This is a genomic window from Mariniphaga sediminis, assembly GCF_003573545.1.
GTDB lineage: Bacteria > Bacteroidota > Bacteroidia > Bacteroidales > Prolixibacteraceae > Mariniphaga > Mariniphaga sediminis.
Genome location: NZ_QWET01000001.1, coordinates 485,030 through 503,707, shown reverse-complemented (window position 1 = coordinate 503,707; position 18,678 = coordinate 485,030). Strand labels below are relative to the sequence as shown.

Genomic DNA, 18,678 nt, shown 5'->3' with positions numbered 1-18,678 from the left:
CTCGATCCCATTTACTAATTACCTTCGATATTTTATCCTAATTTGTAGTTACGGATATTGTACCCCGGAGCATTTCTCCCAGATAAATTTTAAAAATATACTGTGTTTCACTGTTGAGCCCCTCTATCCGTTTTTGTAAGGCTGAAACATCAGAAGCGTTTAACGGAATAGTAACATCATTGGCCCCATTACCTGAGACAACAATATGAGAAACTTCCTTCCCTATTTTCCATTTCAGCAATACATAATCAGTTCCCACATCTTCATCGGTAACACCATAAAATATATTTTCGGTTCCGGTTGTAAAGGTGATCTGTTTGTACTCCGAATCCTTTACAGCCTCATCTACACTAACAGCCTTGATTCGAGCCGAATACAATGAATTACTCCATAAATTTTCAACGCTTAAAATTTCTTCTCCTTCGTCAATATTAAAGACTTGTAAATCTTGTTGAAATAGCAAGCTGTCTCTGCTAACTTCCAACTGATAGGTTGCATTGGCAATGGGAACCCAAGAGAACGTTACGCTTGCTTCGTTGACATAAGCGCTGAGCGTTACAGGGCGAAACAGTTGGTCTGGTGTATTGTCGACAATTTCTTCCTCATCGCATGAGACATTGAACAATAATGTTGAAAATATCAACATTATCTGCAGAATGATATGATATGATATTCTTTTCATTTTAGTAGGATTTTTTTCTGAAATTTAAATTATGGAATCTGGTCGTTGGTTAACATCCCGTTACTTGCCGACAGAACGTCTGAGTGAATCGGATACAAGTGGTTGTTTTTTGTCCTATCATATCCATGCGCAGCTATACTCATCCTATAGGTATAGGTGCTTTTATGACTATCACTCATCTTGGGAATCCAACTACTCTTAGTATATCCTTCCACTGAAACGGAAGATGGCATCTCATAATCCGGATTTAGAATTTCTATCGTTTCATTATCATCTAAGTATTTCCAATAGATATAGGTTGGTACATGAGCGTATTTTGGGTCGCCATTTATTAGTTTTTGGCAATCTTCTTGCATCTCATCTAATTTGGTGCCTAACAGGTTCCATCTCACCAGGTCATACTTACGCAGCATTTCTCCACCAAATTCCCAGGCTCTTTCATCAACAATAGCGTTAAAAAAAGATTCTTTGTTTGTAGATACAGAATCAACATAATTTACAACATCTGTTGCCCAATCTCCTTCGGAGAAAGCTCTTTGTCGTACCAACGACAATGCACTTTTGGCTGCCGGTGTAGGGCCATTCATTTCATTTTCAGATTCAGCAAACATTAATATTACATCCGCATAACGCATTAGAGGCCAATTTACGCCTGTGTAGGAAACTTTACTCGCTCCCCCGCCAAGTGCCGGATCAATCCATGACCTACGCCATTTTGTAGGTTTGTAATAATCGGCTTTATTATATGGTAACAAATATTGTTTCCCTACATTTTTGCTATTATTGTAATCAAATAGTGCTACTGAAACATCTCGCCTTATGTCATTTCTGTTAAATGAATAGAAATAATTGGGCGCCACACAGATTTCCGCTGCGGCTTTTCCATATTTTGTATCATTTGAACGATGCTTCATTCCAATACTATATGCAACCCTTCCGCTATATGTGCGTCCATAAGGAACTTCGAAAAGCACTTCTTTATATGTTAAATCCTGGCTGTATGCATGAATTGTTTTAAAGATATTTTCAAAATCAGGATTTAGAGTATGCTTCCCACTTTCCATAATTTCGCGGCACTCTTCGTTTGCAATTTTGTAATAATCTTCCCAATATCTGCCACGCCTGGTCTCAAAACTTGTGTTACGAAGTGAATACCCGGCGTAAGATAAAGCCATGCGAGCCCGTAAGCCTTTTACAAATGCCCGGTTTACTCGTTCTGCAGTTCCGGTAACTGTCATCCAGGGAACATATTCTTCCACGTCAGCCAAATCCTGAATGAGATGCTCATAAATAAGATCCCGATCTGTTTTTGGCAGATAATAGTCATCTCCATCCTGTGTTGATTTAACTTTGAAAGGCACATCGCCCCAAAGATTAACCAGTTCATAATATAATAAGGCCCTTAATGTAACAGCTTCGCCATATAAGCGATGAGCTTCATCAGAATATTCTCCTTCCCAAATCGGACTTTGGGGTAAATTATCAATACAAATGTTAGCCCTTTCAATGGTTTGGTACATAAGGTTCCAGACTCTATCTAATCCGGTAGAACCTTCTGTTCCTGCGTAATGAGCTAATGACCTGTTTGAGCCGTTATCTTCAGACAATGATAGTTCTATATCTGTGTCGCATTTATAAAAAAGCCCCAGATGATAGGTGTACATGTAATAGGAGGTAATATTGCCATAAATACCAAATACTGCTTTGGTGGCAAAATCCAGATTAGAGAATGCTGTTTCCTCGGTAAAAGTTGAATTAGAATCCGTTTCCAAATAGTCTTCGCACGAGATACTTGAACCGATTATCAATAATGCGAATACAATAATTTTTATATTTTTTTTCATACTATTAAAATTGTTTGTTTTTAAAGGTATAGCATGCATGCCCGGCTTGTGCGGTCAGACAGGGAACTCGCATGTATTTTAATCATTCTCAAGGGCATAAGCGCCTTACATGCTCGCCTCATAACATATTTTTTAAAATTCCACATTTAACCCAATATTGAATGATCTGCTTCTGGGGTATGCACACCAATCTATACCTGGGGTCAAAGGGGTTGACCGCCTTGTATCAACCTCAGGGTCGTATCCTGAGTAGTTAGTCCATGTCCAAAGGTTATAGGCGGTAGCATATAATCGTAGCTTATTAAGATGCAACTTATTAATAACCTTCTGAGGAACAGTATAGCCAATGGTTATATTATTCAGCCGTAAAAAGGAGCCATCTTCAATAGCCCAAGAATGAAGCGGGGCACGAGCCATTCCAGCCGACCACATTGTTGCATTTTGATTGATTTCAGCCAACTGGGCAGGATCTCTTACATATTCGCCTGTTGCCTTATCAGCATATATAAATCTGTTTTCAGAATTCATAAAACCTAAAAGGCTTTTATATTTTCTTGCTGACAAATAGGTAGTGAAATATAGTTTATTTGCATTGTAAATGTCATTACCATATACCCAATTAAAAAATGCAGAGAAATCGATTCCCTTAAATTGAGCCATAAGGTTGAGCCCACCAGTATGTTTGGGGTTTGCATCACCAATAATTACTTTATCATTTGCAGCGTCAACAAGAAGATCGCCATTCTGGTCCTTTAGCTTTAAGGCTCCCGGCCAAAATCTTACCGCTCCAATTAAATCACTGTTATCTGAAACTCCTTCCTTTAAGATGTAATTTCCGTCAACATAGTCAAAGTCCTCAAATGAGTACATTCCTTCTGTTTCATATCCATACATCAAGCCAACTTTTCCTCCTTCTTCGATTAGGTAATCTTCGGTAGGTCCATCATTGGAGGTCCACCCAGAGGTTTCCTGCCATCTTTCCATTTCACCCAATTTGTCAATCCTGTTTTTATTAAATGCGATATTGAACGACATTGACAACCGGAAGTCTTTTTTCTCAATAATGGATGCATTTAAAGCAAACTCAATTCCCTTGTTGGAGGTTTGTCCGACGTTTTGCCATTGAATTGAATACCCTGAACTGGACGGTATCGTAGCTTTCATTAACAAATCCTGGGTGGTATTCTTATATAGCTCAAAAGAGCCCGATAAACGTTGATCGAATAAACCAAAATCAAGTCCCAGATTCCTGGTAATGGTTGTTTCCCATTTAAGTTCAGGATTTGAGAGTATAGAATTAGGAACAATATATGGGGTCAGTGTAGTCTCATTGCCCTCCAGCATCAGGTATTTTGCCATTGTACTAAATGTTTTTTTCCAGGCATCGTCGTATATCCTGTTATTACCCGCTTGTCCATAACTGGCCCGGAGTTTCATGTCGCTTAGCCAGTTGTTTGTAAATGTCATAAATTTTTCGTCCGACAATCGCCAGGCAAAAGCAAATGAAGGGAAATACCCCCACTGGTTGCCAGGTGCAAATTTACTTGAACCATCGGCACGAAATGTAGCTGAAGCGAGATATTTCCCTTTGTGATCAAAATTGATCCGGCCGAAGAATGATGCTATTTTTGACGCCGGATTATCAGATGTTTCGATCGGGTCGGCTGTACCTAAACTCATCATGCTCAGGGCACTGATTTTATCAATATATTTTGGAAAATATTTTGCAGATGACAATATTGATTCTGATTTATAATAGTTCAACTCCTGTCCAAGCATTACGGTCAGGTTGTTCCCCGGAATGAAATCTCTTTTATTATAAGTTAATGTATTCGCTATGCGATAACTGTTGATACTTAGTTTTTCAATGCTGGCCATCGGCTGCGAACCATAATTTAAAACATTCGATGTTTTGATTCCATAAAAGCGTTTATTGGTTCTTTCTTCATATCTATTGCCATAGTCTAACCGATATTTCAGGTTCTTTGACAACTTGATTGTAGCGGCTCCATTATAATCGAATCTTAATCTTTTCGACCTGCGGTAGTCATCGTTTGTTTGATCCAATGGATTCAGGATGTAGTTACTGGATATCTCATAATCTTCTCCTTCATCAATAAAACTCGACAACCCATCAATCGGCCGAAATTGGACAGCATGAGCCAAACGGCTGTTTGAAGAAGTACCAGCACCTTTTAAATAGTAATCGGATAAGCGGGTATTTAGGTCAATAGTCAACCAGTTATTTATATTGTGGGATGTCTTTACCGATAAATTTGTTCGTGAATACCCTGATCCGGTCATGATTTCTTCTTCATCATTTCTGGTCAGGCTAATGTTGTATTTTGATATTTTTCCTCCTCCTGACACCGATAGGTTGTGATACATACTTGTCCCGGTTTCACCGAAGATTGTATTCTGCCAATCCGCACCATCCATTTGCTTATACAGATTAATATCTCTGTAATCACCAAAATACTTTTCAAAAACTTCGCTCTCACTGGCTATCTCATACTGCCAAAAAACATACTCGTATGGGTCAAGTACATCCAGTGTTTTGGTTATCGACTTGAAACCGGCATAAGTATTATAACTTACTTTACCTGAACTTTCAAAACCACTTTTTGTAGTAACAAGAATAACACCATTTGCCCCCCGGGCTCCATATATTGCCGTTGAAGATGCATCTTTTAAGACATCTATTGATTCGATATCTGTTGGGGCAATATCATTAATGTCTGCAACCGGGAAGCCATCAACAATATAAAGGGGGGAATTGTCTTGGGTGATAGAACCTCCGCCCCTCACTCTTATCTTAATTTCAGCATCAGGTGAGCCCTCAGTTTTGGTTACCTGTACCCCTGGCATTCGCCCGATAATAGCCTGGGCTGCTGATGTTACCGGAATATCCTTTAATGCACCTCCATTTACTGAGGATACTGAACCAGTTATATCTTTTCTTCTCACAGTTCCATATCCTACAGCTACAACCTCTTCAAGCCCTATGGTTTCTTCAGCCATTGTAACATCAATTTTTACCTTACCGGCTACAGGTATTTCCTGCGTTTTCATCCCCACAAAAGAAAAAACAAGAATGGCATCGGAAGGAATATTTGAAAGTGTGTAATTCCCTTCGCTATTGGTAGTAGTACCTTGTGTAGTTCCTTTAATAATAATTGTTACACCAGGGATTGGTTCACCTGATTGATTAACAATCTTACCTGAAATATCTAAATTTAAAGAAACCTGGTTAGTCAATAATATTTGCCTGTCTTTAATCTGATAACTAACACCCGTATCCTTAAAAATATAATCCAGTACAGTCTCAATGTTTTCATTTGAGCATTGAAACGAAACAGACCTGTCTGCATCGATCAATTGATCGTTATAGAAAAAATGATACTCTGTTTTGTCCTCAATGACATTTAAGACTTCTATAATTCTTTTATTCTTAAATTCCAAAGACACTTTGGTTGACAAGCTATAACTATTTGTTGCCAGTGATTGAAAAATTGCCAAAAAGAACAGAAACAATGTGAATTTAATAATTAATAAGATTTTGTGGTATAGGACATATCCGTCCAATAGCCATCTCATTGATAACTTTTTTTTCATAAATTTGAATGTTTTTACGTTTGACTTATGCTCACCTTGAGCGTATTTCAAAATAATACCCGGGCAGTGCGGTAACACTTCCCGGTTTTTTATTTCAATGATTTGCGGTTCTTTCTTTATTAATAATTTGGATTTTGATCAAGATTTTCGTTAATAAGTATTTCTTTTGATGGAATTGGCCACAGGTAATGTTTTGCAGGGTCAAACTCCCGCGTCGAAAGAATTCTAATCAATCCTTTATTATAGGTAGGTTCAAAGACTGGGAACCAATTTTCTTCGTCCATCTCCGGTACTTCCGGGAAAAACCACAATCCTTTATTTATAACTTTCTCATATAACTCAGGAACATTAAGCATTCCGTATGTCTCGAAGTTCAGCACTTGTTCTGCTATACCCCAACGCAAAATATCCATATAACGCAGGCCTTCCCAAGCTAATTCCATCCGCCTTTCTGTACGGACAATCTTCCTCACACGTGACTGCCCTTCATTGGTAACGGCAGGATATTCTGATGTCGCAGATACATCCACACCGTAAGCCCTAGCCCGTACCATATTAATAGCATTCAACATGGATGCATCGATCTCATCTAATTCAACCTTTGCTTCCGCATACATCAATAGCACATCTGCATACCGCATAACCACATTATCTAATTTAACCCAGGAAACATCTTTCCAGGCATCAGAGACAAATTTTTTCAAAACCATTCCATGGTATGCAGCCCACCCTATAACCGACCTTGTATCGTTGTTTGGTATCCTCTGCCCCGTGTTAAAATTCATGACAGTTAAAGAATCAGGATGAGGACTATACATTATCCCCAAATACGGTTTATTAAATTCAGCAAATGTTACTGCACATCTTGGGTCACGGTTTTCAAAAGGATTTTGAGGATCAAACAATGGTGACTCGTGGATGGGAAGTCCGTCAATGCAAAGGAAAGAAAAGAAAAGATCCCAGGAGGGTTCCCTGGCTGCTGTCCCTCCTGAATTCCGGGTTTTCCAATTCTTTATATAAACATCACTTCCAAATTCAGTGGAGCTAGGTATCCTGAAAATAGATTCAGGCGATTCCTTTGTTTCACTATAAAAAAATTCTGCAAAATTTGAGTGGAGAGAATATACGCCTAAATCCATACAGGCTTTTGCGGCATCGCGTGCTAAAGCCCAATCCTGATTATACAAAGCAATACGTGCTTTCATAGCTAACGCTGCTCCTTTGGTTGCCCTGCGGGGTTGTGAACTACTGTAACTAACCGGTAAATATTGAATTGCAAAATCATAGTCTTCATATATACTTTCCAAGATAGTCTCTTTTGATGTCCTTCCCATTGCAAATGCTTCATCAATATCCAGTTGTTTGGTGACAAACACCACATCTCCAAAATACGAAATTAATTCAGCATACTGGGCGGCCCGTACAAAACGGGCTTCCCCTAAATATCTGTTTATCAAATCCTCTGACAACGACACTTTGGGGTCTTCAAGGTTTTCGATAATAGTATTTGCATGCGCAATTCCCTTATAGCAACTTTGCCACTTTTCAATTACAAAGTCGCTGGTTCCGTCAATACTGCCGTTTAATACATCACTAACTGCATTCCTGTATGTCCAGTCATCAGTATATTCCTCTTTACGCTTTAAATATTTATGTTTCCCCCCCCAATAGGTATACCCGTATAAATCGTTTAGTGACATGTTAATTTCCTGTTCATTGGAAAACCAGTTTTCACTGGATCCTTCAGAAAGTGGATTCAGATCTAACTCGTTACATGCTGTAAAAAAAATAAATCCTGATATAATTAATAATATTTTAATTTTCATAATTTATTGGTTTTTAAAATTTTACTGAAACACCAAATATTAAAGAACTAGTGATTGGGTAAGCAGAGAGACTGCTTAAAATATTGTTATCAGTTATTTTATGTTCCGGATCCCATCCTTTTGGATACTTATGTATCGAAAACAAATCAGAAACACTCGAATAAATTCGTAGGGATTTCACGCTAATTTTAGAAGTTATACTTTCAGGTACTGTATAACCTAATGTTATATTTTTTACTCTAAGATAAGCTCCGTTAAACAACCAAAAATCAGACATTTGATAATTATTCCCCTGATTTACATCCGTTAATCTTGGGTACTTAGTTTTTTGGTTCTCTTCATCAGTATTGTATTTGCTCCAGTATTGACCATCGATAAACATAGGCATATTCATCCACCTTTCGATATACGGCCTAACCATGTTTTCGTACATCCTAGCCTTCTGTTTCCCAACACCCTGATAGACTAGCAAAAAATCAAAATTCTTATAGTTCAAATTAATGTTTCCCCCAAACAAATATCTAGGCAAGGAACCACCCAGTAATTTACGGTCATATTCTGCCGAAATTATTCCATCAGGTTCACCATTAGGACCGCTAATATCTTTGTATTTAATATCGCCAGGTTTGCTGCTCGATGATAACAATGGAGAACTGGCAACCTCATCTTCAGTTTGGAAGATCCCATCTGACAGGTAGCCATACCATTCATTGAACTCGCTACCCTCCATTTTAACTTGATCACCTAAAAATTGGGTTCCTCCCAAGTCTCCAATTTTTGTTTTTGAGTCGGAAAGGTTAAACGAAACGCTGTAATTCCAATCACCAAATGCACCGTTCCACTCCAGATTTGTTTCCCATCCTTTGGTATACATCGTGCCGGTATTATTTTCAGGGTTACCAGATCCCATAAAATCAGGGATCTCTATAGCCAGCAACATATCGCTGGTTGTTTTTTCATAATAATCGGCTGTAAACCTAAGCCTGTTGTCAAACAAATTCGCATCTAATCCAATGTCGAGTGTTTTAGTGGTTTCCCATGTAATATCCTCGATAACATACCTGTCCTGGGCTGCCGTAATTTCACTAATCACGTTTGTCCCCTGATAAAATTCTGTATTACCATAGACCATTGTCGACTGATAAGGATAATTTCCAATCCTTTCATTTCCTAGCATTCCATATGATGCTCTTAGTTTCAGAAATGACAAAAATGGTGAATCCTCTAGAAAGGACTCCTCAGACATTACCCAGCCGGCAGATAATGAAGGGAACAGCCCCCATCTGTGGTCCTTATGAAAACGGCTCGATCCATCGTAACGGGCATTTCCCTGTATAAGGTATTTACTTTTGAAATTATACATTAAACGAGCAAAATAAGAACGGTAAGCATTTTCATAGGCACCTCCTCTATTAAAACGGTAGTTATCATTACCCACGTCAAGGTAAGGGAATGATGTCATTGCCATATAGTCACTTGAAGCATTAAGGTCCTGAAAGAAATAGCTGTAACTTTCGTAACCTGTCATTACATTTAGGCTATGCTCTCCGAAATCTTTTAAATAATTTGCAGAGAACTGTAATACCATGTTTTTATCGTTCGTCCTGATTTCAGCTAATGAAGTTCTGTCTGCACGATCAATATTGCCAAGCAAGATGGTGGGATCATCCGCAGAATAATAGGGTATATACTTTTTAAACGTCTTATTCTCGTGGTCATTAAATATCCGGGAAACGGTCCCTGATATTTTTAAGTCATCAAATGGACTAAAATCGAGCCTTACCTTACCTCCTAGCTGGTTATTGTATTTTTCACGAAATCCCCCATACTTTAGCAGACCATAAACATTTTCTCCGCTCTTCCCTTCAGCTATACGGCCATCTGACCATTCGGCGGCAAAAATTGGTGCAGAGTTTAAACGATATAAAGGCTCAATTACCGGGTTATCATATTTTTCACGTTTAACAAAAACGTCTAGCGAAGCTGCAAGGAAAGGATTTATTACGAAATCATTATTTACACGTAAGGTTAACCGTTCGTATGAAGCCCCTTCATACAAAGCCTCTGTATTATCATAACCTAAAGAGGCTTTTGTTTTTACGACATTACTCCCTCCAGACAAGCTCAACAGATGTGACTGCGATGGTGAATTATTACTTAAAATCAAATCAGTCCAGTTCGTTTCGGGGTAATGATTAGGATCGGAAGCATTCAAGGTACCATAATCGTCAATAAGATCTTTTTCAAAGACTGAATATTCATCGTTGGAACCGTTGCCAAGATCATTCCATGTTAATTCATTGACCATTTGCATATATCGGACACCATCAGCATATTCTGCCAAAGTGGTTGGTTTTTTTATACCGTACTCAAAATTATAATTAAGAGCCAGTTCGTCTGAACTCGCTCGTTTTGTTGTAACCAGAATCACCCCTGCAGCAGCTCTTGCACCATAAATCGAAGCAGATGCTGCATCCTTTAACACTGAGATACTTTCTACATCATTTGGGTTGATATCATTAATACTGCTTACTGGAATCCCATCCATGATTATCAAAGGGTTATTTGAGCTTAAAGTTGTAATACCCCTAATCCTTATTGTCGCTTCAGCACCTGGTGCATCATTAGTTCTGGTTACCATTATTCCAGATATTGCACCTTGTAGAGAGTTAGCTATATTGGTAGTTTGCCTTTTAGAAATAATATCGCCTGTAACCGATCCCACGGCACCGGTTAAATCTTTCTTTTTCACACTTCCATAGCCAATTGCAATAACCTCTTCCAACCCAATCGTCTCTTCCTCCATTGTTATATTAACAGTTGTTTGGTCTCCAACAACCACCTCCTGAGTTTTCATCCCCACAAACGAAAATACCAGCGTAGCATTCCCTGAAATATTAGTAAGTGTATATACTCCATCGGCATTGGTCACTATACCTTCCGTAGTACCTTTAACCACGACTGTTACACCGGGCAGTGGTTGTCCGCCGGAATCGGTAACCTTGCCTGAAACTGTTTGCTGTTGTTGAGTGAAGTTGTCCTTTACAGATAATATCTCTCTATCATTCGGAGATTTAACCAGGATAAACCGGTCCAAAATTTCATAATCGAGTTCCTTATTCCGGAAAACTTTATCCAGAATGTCTGCAATAGATTCCCCTTCAGCATCTACCGACACATTCTCAGATAAATCTACCAGGTCGTTATCATAAAAAAAACGAAACTGACTAAGCCGCTCTATCTCGTCAAAAACTTCGACGATAGGAACATTTTCCATCTTTATTCTCAATTTTGCTGTTTGTGAATAGCTCTCGGCAGACACCTGTAAGAGCCCCAGGAGTAAAAGAAACATTGTCAACTTTGTCATAAGCAACACTTTCTTTAAGGGAATATAAAATACTATTCCCGGCTTTGTTTTAAATTTTTTCATAATTTTGAAACGATTAGTTTTTAACTGTGATAGCCCTTCCTGCTATCATTTTTGATTGATCACAGGCGGAAAATGTTGGAGCATTTTCCGCTTTTTGTTATTTTAAATAGGCATGCTTAGTCTGATTTTAGATTAATAAATATTGTGTTATTCTCATACCTGTATTCTAATGGTACCAGGCTGGTACGCTTCACCGCTTCCATAAATGTAAATATGTTATCATCGATACTTATATTTCCGCTGAAACGCTTTGTTTTAATATAATCGTTTTCGAAAACAACTTGCACATTGTATATCCGGTCAATTTTCTGTGCCAGGCTTTCCAGACTTTCGTTGGAGAAGGTATATATTCCATTTTTCCAGTAATCCAGAAAACCATCCGGGATAACCGCAGAAGTTATATCCCCGGAGGTTTTGTTGTAAACTAAGCTATAAGAAGGCTTCACTATAAATGATTTATAGCTGTCGTCCCCTTTTCCGGTATGAATATCCACCTGAATTTTCCCTGTCAATAATTCTGCCTTGAAAACACTGTCATCCGGGTAGGCAGAAACTGCAAATTTTGTCCCCAGGACCTTAATTCTGTCTGAACCGGCATGTACTATAAAAGGTTTCTTCTTGTTGTGCACCACCTCAAAATAGGCCTCCCCGGTTAGTTCAAGCTCCCGGGTTCCGGACGCAAACTTATCGGGATATCTGATTTTTGAGTTATTGGAAATCCATACTTTTGAACTGTCGGGCAACAAGATGGAAGTCCGGCTACCCTTGGGCACAGTTATTTCCTGCCAGGTTATTTCCCTGTTATTGTAAAAGGGAACCATTGTGTTAACCAATGCAGCAGTACCAATCAGCAGGAATAAAACGGCTGCAACCCTTACCGCATAGTAAAGAAATGGATTTTTTGTCTGCCTTTTTTCATAATGATTAAGCCGGGTTTTAAATGCTTCGTAAATTTTCGGATATCCTGACTGCCGCACCGGATTATACTCCCACATTTCCCTCAATCGATCCAATGTTCCCTGGTTTAAATTGTCTTTTTTAGTCCATTCGTCCAGCGCCTGTTTTTCTTCCGCGGTACTTTCTTCGGCTAAATGACGTGTAATAATATTCCAAACAGAATCTCCCTTCATTAAAAATCTTTTATATACCCTATAACAGCAGCTTTTTTAAAATCCCCTAAAGCAAGGAGAAGTTTTTTTATTTTTTCAATTCACTGTACAGGATAAAATCCATGCTACCATCCCATATAGCACAATATCAGGTTATTACAAAAAAGGGACACACTCTTTATATGATCTCATAAAAAAACTTCATATCATGTAAACAGGCGAAATCATTTTAGCGGAATAAAAAGCTGCATAAGCACAAGAAAATTACTGTTGTTCCCATCCCGGCTCAGGTATTCCCTTATTTCTTCTCCAATTTTCTTAATGGCTATTGATAACTGATGATCAATGGTTTTCACGGATATATCCAGCAAGGATGCTATTTCTTTGTACTTCATCTGCTCCACCTTTGCCAGTTTGTAAATCAGTTTGCAACGGGGCGGTAACGATTCAATTGCCTGATCAATCCGTCCTTTCAGTTCCTTGGTCATCAGCTCTGTCTCCGGACATATAAGATCCACTCCAAGATCCACTTTTATATCATCAAGTCCAATGGCCTTTCGCCGCTTCTCCTCGTCAAGATAATTCAGGGTAGTATTGTACGTAGCCTTAAAAAGGTAAGCCTTTATATTTTCAATAGAAGGAAGTGTTTCCCGGTTGAGCCATACTTTAAAAAAAACATCGGCCACCGCTTCCTCTGCAAGTTGTTTGCTTTTAAGAAAAGAAAATGCAAACTCGAAAAGCCGGTTTGCATACAAATCAAAAAATTGCTTAAATGCCTTCTGATCAGAAAACTGGGATATTTGTCCAACTAAAATTTCTATTTTTGGCTTTTGTTGCAATTTTTATTTACAAAAGTGTTAAAAAAGGAATAAAAAACCAATGATCAAATCTCCGAAACTATCTATATCTCTTTATTCCCGCCCAGTCAAAAATGGGCAACAGGAAGAACTGATCCTTATAACACATTGTTTCTGTTGGAGTAGCAGAAGTTTAATCTGGGATAGCAAAGCTCAAAAAAATTTAGGAAGTTTTCGATTTTTTATCAGTAACCATTTCGGAAAAGATATTGAACCAGGTCCACCACAAACCTCTCTGAATATTTTTTATCTATCCAATTCATTGGAATAATTGAAAGATATAAATAACCTAATATCACTAAAAAGGTAACGCTGCCCGGACAAAGTTTTCCCTCAAAAAAGGGGTGAACCCTGAAACAAGCCAGAAAATAGCTTGGGGAGTTTTTATTACTGCTGCGTCAAATAAATAATGCTTTTCACGGGCCTTTCCTGCCCGTCGGAAGGTACATTAATAATGCCCGTGCCGGAAACGCCTTTTACATAAAGTGTAGATGATCCGCCTCCGTCCAGATTCAGCAAATCGGAGCACCCCAGTCCGCGGGCCAATATGCGCAATTCGTGCAGATTCATTCCTTCTGCCCGGCCAGGATCTCTTCCATCTACAACGCCAAGCAGTAATTTCCCTTTGCTAAAAGCAACAAAAGAGCGTGGATGCCTTTTATTGACAAAAGGACTATCCCACATTTCCATCTTCTTATTATCGTCGATAACAATGGGGCCTGCGACCAAAGCAAATGCTGCATTGCCAGCTAATTCCATTTCCGTTTCAGATGACCATTCACCAATATCTGCCCGGTTGTGTGTAACAGAAAAAAGACCCGTTGCACGTGTCTCAAACTCACTTTGGGCTGTTTCAGCGACCACCTTGTTTTCAATCTTTACAAAATGGCGGCTGGGACCTTCTTTCATATTAAAATAAGAACCATTAATGGCAATTAAAGCGTCCTTTTCTTTTGCCTGGGTACTGGTTGGCAATAGCTTGTCCGCTGGCATTCCGACAAAATAATTCAGCGCGGCAATACTGGTATCTATCTCCACAAAAAAAATGGCTTGTTGCGACTCAAACAGTTCAACCTTTGCTGATTTTAGAATAATGCCATCCCGAATAAAGGTTTCATTCCAGTCAATCCGGGCAATCTTTTCTACATCAGGTTGATTTTCAGAAAAGTTTTTCAGGGAATCCTCCTGTTGAGAGAAAGGGTTTCCTAAACATTGAAACGAAAAAAACAATGCTGAAAAGAGCAGAACATTCCGAAATAACACTTTCATTATCTATTATCTTTTGGGCATTTATTATTTACATATAAAAAAATCAGCTCCCTGCATTTGAGCAGAGAGCTGAACTCATATAACTTATTAATTGGTATGAATGAAAGCACCCATGGTATTTTTATTTTCCCTTGAGTTTCCTAATAAATCAAATGTAATAATTTCGTCTTCAACCTGCGGGCTAACAGAATTTCCGAGAATACCCAACTCTGGTGATGACATTCCATAAATTGTTGCAGGATTTCCTTCTCCCACAGGAACAATCACAAAATTCCCCTTGTCTTCAAGCATTGCATCAGCATTGAACACAACATCGGGGATCTGATTCTGATCTCCGTCAAAAACGGCGGTACCAATTATCGATTTTTTCTGCATCAGTGTTCCGGCCAGAACAATCTGTTCTTCCGCCGGGCTATTCTGAGCCACAATGGAGTTATACAGATTCACGGTATTTCCGGCATAAATATACATGCCACCGCCTGCATTTGCAGAGTTTCCGACAATGGTTGAACTGATAATGTCGGTAGTGGTCCCGTTGTGCGCGGCAAACCCTCCTCCGTTTCCGGTATTGTTGGTGTTATCTGCAATAAGACAGTTTACCAAAAGGGCTTTCGAATTTGTACGGTTGTAGAAACCACAACCATGTGTTCTCGAAGTATTGTTGGCAATTATCGAGTTATAGAGCGTAATGTTTGCCGAATTAAGCGTCATTATTCCCGCACAAACCCCGCCAGCGTTATTAAATGTAAACCGGGTATTGTGGATAACGGCCGTTGCATTGTCGAGAAACATTCCTCCGGCATTTGAGTTGGAATTTATGCCAATATTGCTGCTCACCTCACAACTTTCCATGTAAACCGAAGCCGATGCAAAAACATACATACCAGCAGCATGGCGGCCTGAACTGTTTTCAGAAATCTTGCAATCCATCAGGTCAACATTGGCGCCACCAATGATAATTCCCCCGCCATGGTTTCGCGGAAAGGTTGTCCCATCAACGGAAACATCACTGGCATCAGGCGACGCAAGCCCCTCAGTAATGGTCAATCCTTTCAACACCACCTTATTTAACTCAGACTTTAATGCCGTAACAGTTACCACATGGTAGGCAAAGCCCCCGCTTTCAAGGCTTCCGGACAAAACAGATTCATAAGTGGCAGCATCAGGTTCCTCTCCTTCAGCCGGATTGGAAGAATAACCGCCGATTAAGGTAATGTTGCGGGAAATTTCGAACGTAACATCGCCTGGGTCAGATTCCTCTCCGTTCCTGATTGTGTTCACAGGGGCATAGGTTCCTTCTGCTATATGAATCACATCTCCGTCGTTTTCAACTTTCTGAAGTGCATTGCTTAATGAAGTAGCATTTCCCCAGGATGAACCGTCACCGGTTGCACCTTCCTTCACATACCAGTGAACCGTAACATCGGTTGGTTCACCCGGCGCCTGCGTGACCACAATTTCTTTGTCGTACTCTTTGGTAATCCACACCCGGATAGTACCCTGTCTTTCTTCCAAAGTAGTATTGCGGGCCACCGCAAAAACAAGCCTGGCATCTCCCAGAGCACTCTTTGTTTCCAGGCTAATCCAGTTGACATCCGCTTCTGCCCTCCAGGGTAAATTGGACTCAATGTCTATTTCAAACGATTCTTCCTCATTTGAAACCTCAATTTCTCCTGAAGTTATCGTCATGGTAGGCTCATCGGGGGTAAAACTTTCCAAATCAATTTCCTCTTTACATCCGGCAAAGGCAATCAAAAGAAACAGAGGAAATATTCGATACAAATATTTTATATTAGTCTTATTCATAATTTACAATTTATCCAGATTAATTTTCACTAACAATAAACAACCCGTTGGCCACAGCGCGTTCTTTTCCGCCACGGTCGGAAGGCCAGTTTACCAGTTCAAAGCGGTCTTCTGTAAAATCAGGTGTATTTCTGATAAAAAATGTGGAAGAGCCGCCACCATCCAGGTTAATTGCCTCGTGGGCGCCAAGGGCGCTCAGGCACTGTCCGAGTTCCGTATAAGTCATCCCATTGGAATAGGAAAAATTCCGGCCATCTATTACCATAATAAACACTTTATTTTGGTCTTCGCTGATACCAATGGCAGTGCGCGGTTCCACAGAATTATTGGTTTGGGCAACCACCACGCCATTCCGGACCAGCCAAACGCTTCCACCCACAGCTTCTTTAATATCATCCTTCATCTGAGGATAGTCATCAACAGAGCCAACAGCAGCTTTTCCGTTATCGGTAATGGCAAAAAAAGATCTGTCGCCCGAATCAAAAGCATTTTTCAGCACAAGACCGTCCCTGACATACAAGCCGCGCGGAACACCTGTGTTCATATTGTAAAAGTCGCCGTTGGTACCTCCCCATACAAATGTTTCTTCACTGTCAACAGCCAGTGCCTGCTCTGTCATGGGTTGCATGGCAAATTCATATTTATTGTAAGGCAGGGAAGATTGTAACGTGACTCCGGGGACACTCAGGTCCACTTCAAACAAAAAGAGGCGCATGGCAAGCCCTTTTACTGAAAGGTATGCCATTTCGGTAACATCCACTCCATTAACCAAAGAGTAGGTGGTGTCGCGGTAAATGGAAGCAAAAAGGTCGGTATTCTCAACAAGCTTTTCTCCATTTTCAGTGGATGGAATGGGGATAAATTCAGCATACGTTTCTTTTTCTTCACAAGAATGAATAAAGAGAACAAATACGAACCCCAAGATATATAACATTAATTTCTTCATGATTCTTAGCTTTTAAAAGTTAGTACCCCGGATTTGGTTCGAGGTTTGGATTTTGAAGCAATTCACGTCCGGGAATTGGCAATAGATGCTGATGGTCAAATAAGTTAAGTTCCTGAGCTGCCCTATCGGTTCGAACCAAATCATAATACATGAACCCTTCTGCCAGCAACTCTTTTCTTCTTTCATCCAAAATGGCCGTAATAAATTCTTCGTCATTAGCCGGACTGATACTTGGCAGGCCTCTGAAGTTTCTAAGTTCATTCAGCCTTGCCAGGCCATTTGCCCTTCCTTTGGCTTCGGCACTGATTAGGTACATTTCTGCCAGGCGCGAAACATTGATAGGATCGGTACCGGTTTGCCCGCTCGGATATTTATTGACACAATAACTACCGGCTACTTCTGTAATAGAAATGTCAGCCCGGTTATCTTCATCTTCGAACATTTCAACTACTTCCATAGCTGGCCGCCAGAAATACCCGCCGCGGTTCGGATGGGCATACGTATAAAACTGGCTGCTCAGGTTATTCCCTGATTCTTCTGTGAGATTCTCAAAGGCAAAAATGATTTCACCATTGAATTGTTTCCTGAATATTTTCTCAAAGGCATCCAATTGGTACTTACCGCTTGTTATTAATTTTTCAGCATAAGTTGCCGCTTCGTCCATTTTTCCCTGGCCAAGTTTAACCCTTGCCATCAGGGCGGTAGCTGCATCCTTCGATACATAATAATAGCTTTCTGCATCGCCGAGTAACTGACCTGCCAGTTCCAGGTCTTCTTCTATAAATGACCATACTTCTGATGCAGGATCCCTGGTCACCAATTCGAGCGTATTGCTTCGCAAAACCGGAACATCCCCCCAACGGGTAACCAGCGAATAGTAAATAAATGCACGGAAATAGTGGGCGGTTCCTTTTACCCTGTTCCGGGTATTACCCGTTGGCACATCCGTTGAAATTGAAATAACATTATTCACCTGGTATAATGCACGGTACAAGCCATTCCAGTTATTTCCGACATCAGAGTTCAACGGGTTGAGGATGCCATTTATAATGTCGCTGGGGTTTCCTGAACTTCCGGTCAGGTTGCCTCCCAACAGGTCGAACAACACCCAGAATGACCTGCCCGGATCATTCTGAACACTGTGGTACATCCCTCTTTCCAACGCAGATAAATCATTTTCCGTGATGCTTTCAGGAGCAACGGCTGAATAAGGGGAAATATTTAATTGTTCACTACATGCAGCCAACAAAAAAACACTCAATAATAAACCAACAAATATTTTCATAATAAAGCG

At 39.9% G+C, this 18,678-nt stretch carries 11 protein-coding genes; all 11 read right to left on the bottom strand.

The window, feature by feature from the left end; all coding sequences use genetic code 11:
• Nucleotides 1-37 precede the first annotated feature (37 nt).
• On the bottom strand, nucleotides 38-682 hold the full coding sequence (locus D1164_RS01815) for a hypothetical protein (RefSeq protein ID WP_119348211.1): 645 nt from the start codon (nucleotides 680-682) through the stop codon (nucleotides 38-40).
• Nucleotides 683-711: 29 nt separating this feature from the next.
• Nucleotides 712-2,526 carry a RagB/SusD family nutrient uptake outer membrane protein gene (locus D1164_RS01810; protein WP_172594301.1) on the bottom strand — a complete coding sequence of 605 codons (1,815 nt, stop codon included), beginning with the start codon at nucleotides 2,524-2,526 and terminating at the stop codon, nucleotides 712-714.
• A gap of 132 nt (nucleotides 2,527-2,658) precedes the next feature.
• Nucleotides 2,659-6,123 (bottom strand): TonB-dependent receptor, encoded by a 3,465-nt coding sequence (locus tag D1164_RS01805; RefSeq protein ID WP_172594300.1) that lies wholly within the window; start codon nucleotides 6,121-6,123, stop codon nucleotides 2,659-2,661.
• 137 nt (nucleotides 6,124-6,260) lie between these two features.
• Nucleotides 6,261-7,967, bottom strand: a complete 1,707-nt coding sequence (locus D1164_RS01800) for a RagB/SusD family nutrient uptake outer membrane protein (RefSeq protein WP_119348208.1) — start codon at nucleotides 7,965-7,967, stop codon at nucleotides 6,261-6,263.
• Between the two features lie 13 nt (nucleotides 7,968-7,980).
• Nucleotides 7,981-11,397 (bottom strand): TonB-dependent receptor, encoded by a 3,417-nt coding sequence (locus D1164_RS01795; protein ID WP_119348207.1) that lies wholly within the window; start codon nucleotides 11,395-11,397, stop codon nucleotides 7,981-7,983.
• A 116-nt stretch (nucleotides 11,398-11,513) separates the two neighbouring features.
• On the bottom strand, nucleotides 11,514-12,527 hold the full coding sequence (locus D1164_RS01790) for a FecR family protein (protein WP_119348206.1): 1,014 nt from the start codon (nucleotides 12,525-12,527) through the stop codon (nucleotides 11,514-11,516).
• Between the two features lie 203 nt (nucleotides 12,528-12,730).
• On the bottom strand, nucleotides 12,731-13,345 hold the full coding sequence (locus D1164_RS01785; protein ID WP_119348205.1) for an RNA polymerase sigma-70 factor: 615 nt from the start codon (nucleotides 13,343-13,345) through the stop codon (nucleotides 12,731-12,733).
• A gap of 405 nt (nucleotides 13,346-13,750) precedes the next feature.
• On the bottom strand, nucleotides 13,751-14,632 hold the full coding sequence (locus D1164_RS01780) for a phosphodiester glycosidase family protein (RefSeq protein WP_119348204.1): 882 nt from the start codon (nucleotides 14,630-14,632) through the stop codon (nucleotides 13,751-13,753).
• An 87-nt stretch (nucleotides 14,633-14,719) separates the two neighbouring features.
• A complete protein-coding gene (locus D1164_RS01775) occupies nucleotides 14,720-16,438 on the bottom strand; it encodes a BACON domain-containing protein (RefSeq protein ID WP_119348203.1) in 1,719 nt (572 codons plus the stop codon).
• Between the two features lie 19 nt (nucleotides 16,439-16,457).
• Nucleotides 16,458-17,384: a phosphodiester glycosidase family protein gene (locus D1164_RS01770; protein ID WP_119348202.1), complete on the bottom strand. Its 927-nt coding sequence runs from the start codon at nucleotides 17,382-17,384 to the stop codon at nucleotides 16,458-16,460.
• A 19-nt stretch (nucleotides 17,385-17,403) separates the two neighbouring features.
• Nucleotides 17,404-18,669, bottom strand: coding sequence for a RagB/SusD family nutrient uptake outer membrane protein (locus tag D1164_RS01765; protein ID WP_119348201.1), 1,266 nt, complete (start codon nucleotides 18,667-18,669; stop codon nucleotides 17,404-17,406).
• Nucleotides 18,670-18,678 lie beyond the last annotated feature (9 nt).